The organism is Rhizobacter sp. (assembly GCF_032229685.1).
Classification (GTDB): Bacteria; Pseudomonadota; Gammaproteobacteria; order Burkholderiales; family Burkholderiaceae_C; genus LMDS01.
Genome location: NZ_JAVTWP010000001.1, coordinates 103257 through 114476, shown reverse-complemented (window position 1 = coordinate 114476; position 11220 = coordinate 103257). Strand labels below are relative to the sequence as shown.

Sequence of the window (11220 nt, the reverse complement as noted above, 5' to 3'; positions counted from 1 at the left end):
GCGGCGCGAAAGAGAAGGCACCGGCCGCGGCCATGGCCTTGTTGCAGCGCCTGGGCTAGTGGTGGGGCACCCGGCGCCGGAATACCGGCGCCACCGGCCGAGCGGGTACTCGGGCCGCTTGGGGCGGCCCGGCGCTGGCCCGAGTCGGCTCGTGCCAGACTTCGGCTTTCGACCCCGAGTGACGTTCTGCCATGCAAGCCACCGACACCGTTTCGCCCCCCAGCCCTTCTGCCGCCGAACGACCGGCGCGCGCCGCTTCCACCGTGGTGGTTGTGCGCGACGGTGCCGCCGGCATCGAAGTGCTGCTGTCGCGCCGCACCCAAAGCAACGACCAGTTCAGCGGCGCCTGGGTCTTCCCTGGCGGCATGGTCGATGCGGGTGACCGCGCGGCGCATGCGCACTGCGTCGGGCTCGACGATGCCACCGCGAGCGCGAAACTCGGGCTCGACAGCGGCGGGCTCGACTACTTCATCGCTGCGGTGCGCGAGTGTTTCGAGGAATCGGGCCTGCTGCTGGCGGCAGACGAGAGCGGCGAGCTGGTCGAGCTCGACCACGTGCGCGGCGAATCGCTTGGGCCGTGGCGCGGGCCGCTGCACCGCGGCGAGCGCACGTTGAGCGCGTTCTGCAGCGAGTTCGGCCTGCGCCTGGCGGTCGACCGGCTCGTCTACCTGAGCCACTGGCTCACGCCGTTCGGCCGCCCCAAGCGCTTCGACACGCGCTTTTTCATCGCCGCCTTGCCGCCCACGCAAACGGCCGCGTTCGACGGCACCGAAATGGTCGAGCAGCTCTGGCTCGCACCGGCCGAAGCGCTCGCGCGCAGCGCCGAGATGAAGCTGATGACGCCGACGCAGAAAACGCTGGAGCTGGTGGGGCGCCACGCGACGGTCGACGAGTTGCTTGCCTGGGCGCGCTCGCCCCGCACCGTGCCGCTGACCATGCCGCGCGTGGGGCAGGGTGGGCGAGGCATGCGCCCGGTGTTGCCCGATGAACATGCCTGGGCCGAGCTCGGGCGCATCGACCCGGCCGGCCATGGGCATGCTTCCTACGACATCAACCCCGGTGTGGCGGTGCGCCTGTCACCGCGCCTCATCCGCGTGAGCGCCAACAACGGCAGCATGATGACGGGGCCGGGCACCAACACCTACCTCATCGGTGGTGGCAGCACGAACGAATGGGCCGTGATCGACCCGGGCCCGCTCGACGAACGCCACGTGGAAGCGATCATGGCGGCCGCGCCGGGGCCGATCCGCTGGATCTTCGCGACCCACACGCACAACGACCACTCGCCCGCCTGCGTGCCGCTGCAGGCGCGCACCGGCGCCCAAGTGTTCGGCCGCGTGGCCACGCACCCCGAGTGGCAGGACGCGAGCTTTGCACCGCACACCCATCTGGCCGGCGGTGAACGTTTCGAGCTGCCTGGCGACAGCACCCTGTTGGCCGTGCACACGCCGGGCCACGCTTCGAACCATGTGTGTTACCTGCTCGTCGAAGAGAAGATGCTCTTCACCGGCGACCACGTGATGCAGTCGTCCACGGTCGTCATCAACCCGCCGGATGGCGACATGGCGGCCTACCTGCGCTCGTTGCACGAGCTGATGGCGCACGACCTCGAATGGCTCGCGCCCGGCCATGGTTTCCTGATGGCGCAACCGAAGCAGGCCATGCAGGCCATCGTGGCGCACCGGCTGAAGCGAGAAGCCAAGGTGGTGGCAGCGATGCGTTCGCTCGGGCCGGCCGACAGCGAGGCCTTGCTGGCCGAGGTGTACGACGACGTGCCACCGCGTCTGCACAAGATGGCCATGCGCTCGCTGACCGCGCACCTCTTCAAGCTGCGCGACGACGGCGCGGCGGCGCAGCGTGGCGGGCTCTGGGTTCTGACCACACAGCCGTGCTGAGCCGCGGCGTGCCCGCGCTGTCAGCCGCCCGACAAGGCGTGAGCGTCGTCGCGCTCACCACGCTCCAGATGCGCGGTGCAGTTGACGAGCGAGGCCGCATGCGGCGGGCGCGCGTCGATGATGCTCAGGCAGGTGTTGCCGAAGTGCGTGGGCAGCGCCACCCCTTCGGGCAGACGCACATGGGCACCCAGCAGCACGCGGATCAGCATGCCGTGGGTGACCACGGCCGTGCGCCGGCCGGTCTCGGCCTGGCGTTGCACCACATGCGCGAACGCGAGCGCCACACGCTGCCCGAAGTCGGCTGCCGATTCGCCACCGGGCGGTGCCTCGTGCATGGTCAGCGGGTTGATCGGCATGCCGTCGTAAGGCTGACCGCGCCAGTCGCCGAAGTTGCGTTCCTGCAGCAGCGGCGTGGTCTCGATGGGCGCGCCCGTCGCGGCCGCGATGGCCTGGGCCGTGCGCAGCGCGCGGGGCAGGTCGCTGCTGACGATGGCCTGCACGTTCATCGACGCGAGGCGGCTTGCGAGCGCTTCGGCCTGCGCGATGCCGCGCGCGCTCAGCGGTGTGTCGGCCGGTTGCAGCACGCGGGCGACGTTGAGGGCGGTTTCGCCGTGGCGGATCAACAGAAGGCTCATGCGCCGATCATAGGCGGCACGCCTCGTGATCGGTCGCACTGACGTGATGGACGTCGCGCCGCGATTCAGCGTCACCATCGAGCCGGCCGGCCTCAGGTTCGAGGCGCCCGCCGGGCTGCCGCTGCTTCGCTCGGCGCGCGAAGCCGGGTTGGTCCTGCCGAGCTCGTGCCGCAATGGCACCTGCCGTGCCTGCCTGTGCCGGCTCGTCAGCGGGCGGGTGGGCTACCTCATCGAGTGGCCGGGGCTGAGCGCGGACGAGAAGGCTGAAGGCCTTGTGCTGCCGTGTGTGGCGGCGCCGGAGTCGGCGCTGGTGCTGGAGAGCGCGAAAGTTCTGGACCTTCGCGCCGCTCCTTGACCCGCCGCCGCACGCTCACATGCTGCGTCGGTACTGCCCGCCCACCTGGAACAGCGCTTCGGTGATCTGCCCCAGCGAGCAGCAGCGCACCGCCTGCATCAGCAGCTCGAAGACGTTGCGGTTGTCGATCACGGCCTGCTGCAGCGCGGCCAGCATCGCCGGCGATTCTTTCGCGTGGCGGGCGTGGAAGTCGGCGAGCCGCTTCAGCTGGCTCTGCTTCTCGTCGTCGGTCGAACGCGCCAGCTCCAGCGTGTCGGCCACCGGGTCGCCGTGCGGGTTGCGGAAGGTGTTCACGCCGACGATCGGGTATTCGCCGGTGTGCTTCAGCATCTCGTAGTGCATCGACTCTTCCTGGATCTTGCCGCGCTGGTAGCCGGTTTCCATCGCACCGAGCACGCCGCCGCGCTCGGCGATGCGCTCGAACTCGGCGAGCACGGCTTCTTCGAGCAATTCGGTCAGCTCGTCGATGATGAAGGCGCCCTGGTTCGGGTTCTCGTTCTTCGCCAGGCCCCATTCGCGGTTGATGATCAGCTGGATCGCCATCGCGCGCCGCACCGAGTCTTCGGTCGGCGTGGTGATCGCTTCGTCGAACGCATTCGTGTGCAGCGAGTTGCAGTTGTCGTAGATCGCGATCAACGCCTGCAGCGTGGTGCGGATGTCGTTGAACTGGATCTCCTGTGCGTGCAGCGATCGGCCGCTGGTCTGCACGTGGTACTTCAGCTTCTGGCTGCGTTCGTTCGCGCCGTAGCGGTCGCGCATCGCCACCGCCCAGATGCGCCGCGCCACGCGGCCGAGCACGGTGTATTCCGGGTCCATGCCGTTGCTGAAGAAGAAGCTCAGGTTCGGCGCGAAGTCGTCGATGTGCATGCCGCGCGCCAGGTACGCTTCGACGAAGGTGAAGCCGTTGCTGAGCGTGAAGGCCAGTTGCGAGATCGGGTTCGCGCCGGCCTCGGCGATGTGGTAACCCGAGATGCTCACCGAGTAGAAGTTGCGCACCTTGTGGTGCACGAAGTACTCGGCGATGTCGCCCATCACCTTCAGGCTGAACTCGGTGCTGAAGATGCAGGTGTTCTGGCCCTGGTCTTCTTTCAGGATGTCGGCCTGCACGGTGCCGCGCACGTTCTCCTTCACCCACGCGGTGATCTTCTGCGCTTCGTCGGCGGTAGGCTGGCGGCCGTTGTCGGCCTTGAACTTGTCGATGTTCTGGTCGATCGCGGTGTTCATGAACATCGCCAGGATCGTGGGCGCCGGGCCGTTGATCGTCATGCTCACCGAAGTGGCGGGGTTCGTGAGGTCGAAGCCCGAATACAACACCTTCATGTCGTCGAGCGTCGCGATGCTCACGCCCGAGTTGCCGACCTTGCCGTAGATGTCGGGCCGCACCGCCGGGTCGTTGCCGTAGAGCGTGACCGAGTCGAAGGCGGTGGAGAGCCGTTTCGCGGCCATGCCCGAACTCAGCAGCTTGAAGCGGGTGTTGGTGCGGAAAGCATCGCCTTCGCCGGCGAACATGCGGGTCGGGTCTTCGCCTTCACGCTTGAACGCGAAGGTGCCGGCGGTGTACGGGAAACTGCCCGGCACGTTGTCGAGCATCAGCCACTTCAGGATCTCGCCGTGGTCTTCATAAGTCGGCAAGGCCACCTTGCGGATCTTGCTGCCCGAGAGCGAGGTGTAGACGAGGTCGGTGCGGATCTCCTTGTCGCGGATCTTCACCACGTACTCGTCACCCGCGTAGGCCTTCTGCATCTCGGGCCACATGCCGAGCAGCTTGGCGGCCTGCGGGTCCTGGCGCGCTTCGCGCTGCTCGGCCAGGTTGATCGCGGCTTCGGCGGCCTTCGGCTTGTCGGGCTTGCCGACCGTGAGCATCGCCGCGGCGGCACGCAGTTGCTGCACTTCGCGCGCGAGCGTGGCCTGCGCGCGCGCCTGCTTCTTGTAGCCGCGCACCGTGTCGGCGATGTCGGCGAGGTAACGGGCGCGTGCGCCGGGCACGATCGGCACCTGGTGGGTGCTGTGGCGCGTGGCGGCTTTCGGCAGTTGCCCGGCCGACGTCTTCATGCCGAGGGCCGCCAAACGCGGCAGCAGCGCCTGGTACAGCGCGGTCACGCCGTCGTCGTTGAAGCGGCTGGCCATGGTGCCGAACACCGGCATCTCTTCGGTCTTGGTTCCCCACGCTTCCTTGTTGCGCTGCACCTGCTTGGCCACGTCGCGCAAGGCATCGAGCGAGCCCTTGCGGTCAAACTTGTTGATCGCCACGAACTCGGCGAAGTCGAGCATGTCGATCTTCTCGAGCTGGCTGGCGGCGCCGAACTCGGGCGTCATCACGTACATCGGCACGTCGACCAGCGGCACGATGGCGGCGTCGCCCTGGCCGATGCCCGAGGTCTCGACGACGATCAGGTCGAAGCTGCCGTTCGCCTTCACGGCCGCCAGCACGTCGGGCAGCGCCTGGCTGATCTCGGAGCCGAAATCGCGCGTGGCGAGCGAGCGCATGAAGACGCGTTGCCCACCCGACCATGGCGCGATCGCGTTCATGCGGATGCGGTCGCCGAGCAGCGCGCCGCCGCTCTTGCGGCGTGACGGGTCGATGGAGATCACGGCCACGCGCAAGGTGTCGCCCTGGTCGAGCCGCAGGCGCCGGATCAGCTCGTCGGTCAGGCTCGACTTGCCGGCGCCGCCGGTGCCGGTGATGCCGAGCACGGGGGTCTTGGCTGAACTCGCGGCCGCATGCAGCTCGGCCTTGAGCGGGGCGCCGGCCTTGCCGTTCTCGAGTGCGGTGATCAGCTGGGCCAGCGCACGCCAGTGCGCTTCGGTCGAACCCTGGATGGCCGAGAGCGTGGTGGGCGAGTGCAGCGACAGGTCGTGGTCGCAGCGCATGACCATCTCGCCGATCATGCCGGCCAGGCCCATGCGCTGGCCGTCTTCAGGGCTGTAGATGCGGGTCACGCCGTAACCCTGCAGCTCGCTGATCTCGCTCGGCACGATCACGCCGCCGCCGCCGCCGAAGACCTGGATGTGTGCGCCGCCGCGTGCCTTGAGCAGGTCGACCATGTACTTGAAGTACTCGACATGGCCGCCCTGGTAAGAACTGATCGCGATGCCTTGTGCGTCCTCCTGCAACGCGGCGGTGACCACTTCATCGACAGATCGGTTGTGGCCGAGGTGCACCACCTCGGCGCCCATGCCCTGCAGGATGCGCCGCATGATGTTGATGGCCGCGTCGTGGCCGTCGAACAGCGACGCCGCGGTCACGAAGCGCACCTTGTGCGTGGGCCGGTACTCGGCCAGGGCCTTGAATTCTGCGGACAGGTCGGTCATTTCAGTCTCCGGGCGTGGTTTCAAGCCACCTTGATGTTCTTCAATACGGGGTCGGTCGGCGGGTAGCGAAGCTTCAGCCCCAGCAGTGTCTGCTTCAGGACCGTGGCGATCATCAGGTTGCGGTGCGTCTTGGAATCGGCGGGCACGATGGTCCACGGCGCCCACGCCGTACCGGTCGCGGCGATCGCGTCGCTGTAGGCCTGCTGGTACGCGGGCCACTGCTTGCGGGCTTCGAGGTCGCCCACCGCGAACTTCCAGTTCTTGGTCGGGTCGTCGAGCCGCTCCTGCAGGCGCACGCGCTGCTCGTCTTTCGAGATGTGCAGCAGGAACTTGCACACGACCGTGCCGGTCTCGACGAGCATCCGCTCGAAGTCGTTGATGTGGGCGTAGCGCTGCTTCGTCTGCTCGGCTGTGATCCAGCCGTTGACGTGCGGCACGAGCACGTCTTCGTAGTGGCTGCGGTTGAAGATCATCACTTCACCGGCGGCGGGCACCTGGGCGTGGATGCGCCACAGGTAGTCGTGCGCCCGCTCGGGCTCGGTCGGCGCCTTCCACCCGACGGTGTGCACACCGAGCGCGCTCATCTGGCCGAAGACACCGCGAATCGTGCCGTCCTTGCCGCTGGTGTCGGTGCCTTGCAGCACCACCAGCAACTTGAAGCGGCGATCGGCGTAGAACAGGTTCTGCAGTGTGTCGAGTTCGAGCGCGAGCGCTTCGACCGCGGCTTTGTCGCGCGCCTTGTCACCGCTCGAAAACGGTTTGGCGGCGGGGTCGAAACGTTCCAAGTCGAACCGCTTCGCCCGGCCGCGCAACGCGCCACTGAACTGGTGCTCCGACAGGTCGGGGGTGTTTTTCGCCAAGCCGCCTCCGCAAGGTGTGGACTTCAATTGACGTATACGTCAATCGCAGAGTGTATGCCACGCGCCGGGTTCACCGGCGGTTCCGGCGTGTGGCGGGGCGGTGTGACATTGCACCGCCGCAACCTCTTGAAACATCGGCGCGGCACCGCCAGGCCCCGGCAGAATGCGGGGCATCGAGAGGCTGCGGGTTCCGCACCCCCCGGGGAGATGACCATGTTTGCAGGTACCACACCGGTCAAGACGGCCGAAGGACAGGCTGAACTCGCCACCCGTGCGCGCCGTGTGAGCCAGCGCCACCGCACGGTGCTGTTCCTCGTCGATGGCCGCCGCAGCGAAGAAGAGATCATCCAGCTGGCCGCGAAAGCCGGCGTGCCCAAGACCTGCTTCGACGATCTGGTGGAGCAAGGCCTGGTCATGCGTGCCCACCCCACGTTTTCACTCCTGATCGACGAGCCGGCGGCCGAACCCGACACCTTGCACATCGATTTGCCGATCGGTGGCGAAGATTCCTCGCTGATCCCCTTGCCCGCGGCGCGCACGCTGCACCCCGACTCGGTTTCGCTCGATTCCGTGGCCAGCCAGGCCGGCGCGGCCGATGCCTGGTGGCCGTCGGATCACGCTGCGCTGCAGCGCAGCGACCCGGCTTTCGCCGAAGCCCGGCTGATCCTCATGCGCGAGGTGCGGGCCCACGCGCCGGTGACGGGTTCGTTGACCCTGCTGAAACTGCGCCGCGCGCACAGCCGTGCCGAACTGGCCGGCCTGCTCGGCGAGGTCGAAGGGCGCTTGCGCAAGCCGCATCGCTCGATCACCGTCGACCACACGCTCGACCGGGTGCGGCAGTTGCTCGGCGAGCACGCCGGCTCCGGGTTCGCGCGGGCCTGACGGGCGCAGGCAACGGCTTACACTGCGCCGAAATCGACCCCGGCGTGCTTTCTGCGCCGGCCTGTGCGCCAGCGCCGAGAGCATTTGCATGAGCTTCCTCGCCATCGACATCGGCAACACGCGCCTGAAGTGGGCGCAATACAGCTCGCCACAGCCGGGCGCCGTGCTGCTCGCGCACGGCGCGGTGTTCCTGGAAACGATCGACCAGCTGGCCGACAACGAATGGCGCCAGTTGCCGGCGCCGTCGAGCATGCTCGGTTGCGTGGTGGCTGGCGAAGGCGTGAAGCGCCGCGTCGAAGAGCAGCTCGAACTCTGGGATGTGGAGCCACGCTGGGTCGCGTCGGCCAGGCAGGCCTGCGGTGTCGTCAACAGTTATGACCACCCGACGCGCCTGGGCGTGGACCGCTGGGTCGCGCTGATCGGTGCCCGCCACCGCGTGCTGGCCCAGGGCCGTGCGCGGCCGGCGCTGGTGGTGATGGTCGGCACGGCGGTCACGGTGGATGCGATCGACGCGAGCGGGTGTTTCCTCGGCGGTTTGATCCTGCCCGGCTTCGGCCTGATGCTGCGAGCGCTCGAAATGGGCACGGCCGGCTTGAAGGCGCCGACCGGCGAGGCGGTCGACTTTCCGAAGAACACCAGCGACGCGCTGATGAGTGGCGGCTCCGACGCGATCGCCGGCGCCGTCGAGCGCATGCACCGCAAGCTCCTGGCGCGCACCGGCGAAGCGCCGGCCTTGATCATGACCGGGGGCGCGGCGGTCAAGCTCGCGCCGATCACCGACCTGCCCTTCGAGACGGTCGACACCCTCATCTTCGAAGGCCTGCTGCAACTGCAGTCGCACCGCCTCGCGATGTGAGGCCAAGGAACTCACGTGTCCGAATACACCGCCGACATCTTGTGGGAGCGTGCGCCTCACGAAGACTTTCTGGCCAACCGCTACAGCCGGCGGCACGAGATGCGCTTCGACGGCGGGGCGGTGGTGGCGGGCTCTTCATCGCCCCACTCGGTGCCGCTGCCGTGGTCGGACGCTGCGGCCGTCGACCCCGAAGAGGCCTTCGTCGCTTCGCTGTCGAGCTGTCACATGCTGTGGTTTCTGGCGATCGCGGCCAAGCGCAAGTTCTGCGTCGACCGCTACTTCGACGCGGCGGTTGGCGTGATGGAAAAGAACGCCCAGGGCAAGGTGGCCGTCACGCGCGTGACCTTGAGGCCCGAGGTGGTGTTCTCGGGTGAACACCTTCCCACGCGCGCCGAGATCGAACACCTGCACCACACCGCCCACGAAGAGTGCTACATCGCGAACTCGGTCAAGAGCGAGGTCTTGTGCGAGCCGGTGTTTCGCGACTGAGCGCTACAGGATGTAGCGCGACAGGTCTTCGTTCTTCGCGAGCTCTGAGAGTTTGTCGTTGACTTCGGCGGCGCCCACGCGAACGGTCTGACCGCCCCGGTTCGGCGCATCGAAGCTCACTTCGTCGAGCAGCCGTTCCATCACGGTCGACAAACGCCGCGCGCCGATGTTTTCGGTGCGCTCGTTCACGTCGAACGCGATCTGCGCGATGCGGCGGATCGCGTCGGGCTGCAACTCGAGCGCCACGCCTTCGGTGGCGAGCAGCAAGGTGTACTGCTTGACCAGGCTCGCGTGTGTTTGCGTGAGGATCGCCTCGAAGTCGTCCACGCTCAGCGAGCCGAGCTCGACGCGGATCGGAAACCGGCCCTGCAGTTCCGGGATCAGGTCGCTCGGTTTGCTCAGGTGGAACGCGCCCGAGGCAATGAACAGCATGTGGTCGGTCTTGACCATGCCGTACTTGGTGTTCACGGTCGTGCCTTCGACCAGCGGCAGCAGGTCGCGCTGCACGCCCTGGCGCGACACTTCGGCGCCGCTGCCTTCGGAGCGCGAGGTCACCTTGTCGATCTCGTCGATGAAGACGATGCCGTTCTGCTCGGCGTTGGCGAGCGCCGCGGTTTTCACTTCTTCGTCGTTGACGAGCTTGGCCGCTTCTTCGTCGACCAGCAGCTTGAGCGCTTCGTCGATGCGGACCTTGCGCTGGCGCTTCTTCGCGCCGCCCATGTTCGCGAACATGCCCTTCAACTGCTCGGCCATTTCTTCCATGCCGGGCGGGCTCATCACCTCGAACGCGGCCTTGGCTTCGGCCACTTCGAGCTCGATTTCCTTGTCGTTCAGCAGACCTTCGCGCAGGCGCTTGCGCATCACCTGGCGGGCCGTGTTGTCGGGCTGGGGTGCAGCAGCCGGTGCCAGGCCGAACTCGCTGCCCGAGCTGCGCGCCGGCGGCACCAGGATGTCGAGCACCCGGTCTTCGGCAGCGTCTTCGGCGCGGGCACGCTGGCGACGCATCGCGCTTTCGCGCTCCTGCTTGACGGCCATGTCGACGAGGTCACGCACGATCGAGTCAACGTCCTTGCCGACGTAGCCGACTTCGGTGAACTTGGTCGCTTCGACCTTGATGAACGGCGCGTCGGCGAGCCTGGCCAGGCGCCGCGCGATCTCGGTCTTGCCCACGCCGGTGGGGCCGATCATCAGGATGTTCTTCGGCGTGATCTCGGCGCGCATCGGCTCGGCCACCTGCTGGCGGCGCCAGCGGTTGCGCAGTGCGATCGCCACGGCGCGTTTGGCACCCGCCTGGCCCACGATGTGGCGGTCGAGTTCGGAGACGATCTCCTGCGGGGTCATGCTGGACTTCATGCTGCTCATCAGTCGAGGGTCTCGATGATGTGGTTCTGGTTCGTGTAGATGCACAACTCGCCGGCAATCTCGAGCGACTTCTTGACCACGTCTTTCGGGGCGAGCTCGCTGTTGCTCAGCAAGGCGCGGGCGGCAGCCTGGGCATAGGCGCCACCGGAGCCGATCGACACGATGCCGTGTTCGGGTTCGAGCACGTCGCCGTTGCCGGTGATGATCAGCGAGGCTTCGCGGTCGGCCACGGCGAGCATGGCTTCGAGACGGCGCAGCACGCGGTCGGTGCGCCAGTCTTTCGTCAGCTCGATCGCGGCGCGCACCAGGTGGCCCTGGTGTTTTTCGAGCTTGGCCTCGAAGCGTTCGAAGAGCGTGAACGCATCGGCCGTGGCGCCAGCAAACCCGGCGAGCACCTGGTCGTGGTGCAGCTTGCGAACCTTGCGCGCCGACGCCTTGACGACGATGGTGCCGAGCGTGACCTGCCCGTCACCGCCGAGCGCCACCACGTTGCCGCGGCGCACGCTCAGGATGGTCGTGCCGTGATAGTTTTCCATGGAGCCGATGTGGGGCCGGAACGACCGGGGTCAAGGGC

10 protein-coding genes are annotated in these 11220 nt (G+C 67.5%); 5 read left to right on the top strand and 5 right to left on the bottom strand.

The genetic code is table 11. The features are described from left to right. Positions 1 to 191: 191 nt before the first annotated feature. Positions 192 to 1895, top strand: a complete 1704-nt coding sequence (locus AC30PD_RS00525; RefSeq protein WP_489533672.1) for an MBL fold metallo-hydrolase — start codon at positions 192 to 194, stop codon at positions 1893 to 1895. Between the two features lie 20 nt (positions 1896 to 1915). On the opposite strand, the gene AC30PD_RS00520 is transcribed toward AC30PD_RS00525, so the two are convergent. After that, complete coding sequence (locus tag AC30PD_RS00520) at positions 1916 to 2530, bottom strand: histidine phosphatase family protein (protein ID WP_489533671.1); 615 nt, start codon at positions 2528 to 2530, stop codon at positions 1916 to 1918. Between the two features lie 46 nt (positions 2531 to 2576). Here AC30PD_RS00520 and AC30PD_RS00515 point away from each other — a divergent pair, with 46 nt between their 5' ends. Next, entirely contained in the window at positions 2577 to 2885 is a 309-nt protein-coding gene (locus AC30PD_RS00515) for a 2Fe-2S iron-sulfur cluster-binding protein (protein WP_489533670.1), read from the top strand. A gap of 15 nt (positions 2886 to 2900) precedes the next feature. Here the strand turns inward: AC30PD_RS00515 and icmF are convergent, their stop codons facing one another. Next, a complete protein-coding gene (gene icmF, locus AC30PD_RS00510; RefSeq protein WP_489533669.1) occupies positions 2901 to 6197 on the bottom strand; it encodes a fused isobutyryl-CoA mutase/GTPase IcmF in 3297 nt (1098 codons plus the stop codon). Positions 6198 to 6217: 20 nt separating this feature from the next. Beyond that, complete coding sequence (locus AC30PD_RS00505; RefSeq protein ID WP_489533675.1) at positions 6218 to 7036, bottom strand: PPK2 family polyphosphate kinase; 819 nt, start codon at positions 7034 to 7036, stop codon at positions 6218 to 6220. Between the two features lie 234 nt (positions 7037 to 7270). Here AC30PD_RS00505 and AC30PD_RS00500 point away from each other — a divergent pair, with 234 nt between their 5' ends. From AC30PD_RS00500 to AC30PD_RS00490, 3 genes are all read left to right on the top strand, one after another. Then, on the top strand, positions 7271 to 7939 hold the full coding sequence (locus AC30PD_RS00500; protein WP_489533668.1) for a hypothetical protein: 669 nt from the start codon (positions 7271 to 7273) through the stop codon (positions 7937 to 7939). A gap of 88 nt (positions 7940 to 8027) precedes the next feature. Next, the gene (locus tag AC30PD_RS00495) at positions 8028 to 8795 is read left to right on the top strand and encodes a type III pantothenate kinase (RefSeq protein ID WP_489533667.1); all 768 of its coding nucleotides are present in this window, start codon (positions 8028 to 8030) and stop codon (positions 8793 to 8795) included. Positions 8796 to 8810: 15 nt separating this feature from the next. Further along, entirely contained in the window at positions 8811 to 9284 is a 474-nt protein-coding gene (locus tag AC30PD_RS00490; protein ID WP_489533666.1) for an OsmC family protein, read from the top strand. A 3-nt stretch (positions 9285 to 9287) separates the two neighbouring features. Here AC30PD_RS00490 and hslU read toward each other — a convergent pair whose 3' ends face one another. After that, positions 9288 to 10637 carry an ATP-dependent protease ATPase subunit HslU gene (gene hslU, locus AC30PD_RS00485; RefSeq protein ID WP_489533674.1) on the bottom strand — a complete coding sequence of 450 codons (1350 nt, stop codon included), beginning with the start codon at positions 10635 to 10637 and terminating at the stop codon, positions 9288 to 9290. Between the two features lie 8 nt (positions 10638 to 10645). Then, on the bottom strand, positions 10646 to 11182 hold the full coding sequence (gene hslV, locus AC30PD_RS00480) for an ATP-dependent protease subunit HslV (protein WP_489533665.1): 537 nt from the start codon (positions 11180 to 11182) through the stop codon (positions 10646 to 10648). Between the last annotated feature and the right edge of the window lie 38 nt (positions 11183 to 11220).

What these genes read in the sequence shown, in the direction of transcription:
- AC30PD_RS00525 (WP_489533672.1), top strand. Translation starts at nt 192, where the DNA reads ATGCAAGCCACCGACACCGTTTCGCCCCCCAGCCCTTCTGCCGCCGAA.
- AC30PD_RS00520 (WP_489533671.1), bottom strand. Translation starts at nt 2,530, where the DNA reads ATGAGCCTTCTGTTGATCCGCCACGGCGAAACCGCCCTCAACGTCGCC.
- AC30PD_RS00515 (WP_489533670.1), top strand. Translation starts at nt 2,577, where the DNA reads ATGGACGTCGCGCCGCGATTCAGCGTCACCATCGAGCCGGCCGGCCTC.
- icmF (WP_489533669.1), bottom strand. Translation starts at nt 6,197, where the DNA reads ATGACCGACCTGTCCGCAGAATTCAAGGCCCTGGCCGAGTACCGGCCC.
- AC30PD_RS00500 (WP_489533668.1), top strand. Translation starts at nt 7,271, where the DNA reads ATGTTTGCAGGTACCACACCGGTCAAGACGGCCGAAGGACAGGCTGAA.
- AC30PD_RS00495 (WP_489533667.1), top strand. Translation starts at nt 8,028, where the DNA reads ATGAGCTTCCTCGCCATCGACATCGGCAACACGCGCCTGAAGTGGGCG.
- hslU (WP_489533674.1), bottom strand. Translation starts at nt 10,637, where the DNA reads ATGAAGTCCAGCATGACCCCGCAGGAGATCGTCTCCGAACTCGACCGC.
- hslV (WP_489533665.1), bottom strand. Translation starts at nt 11,182, where the DNA reads ATGGAAAACTATCACGGCACGACCATCCTGAGCGTGCGCCGCGGCAAC.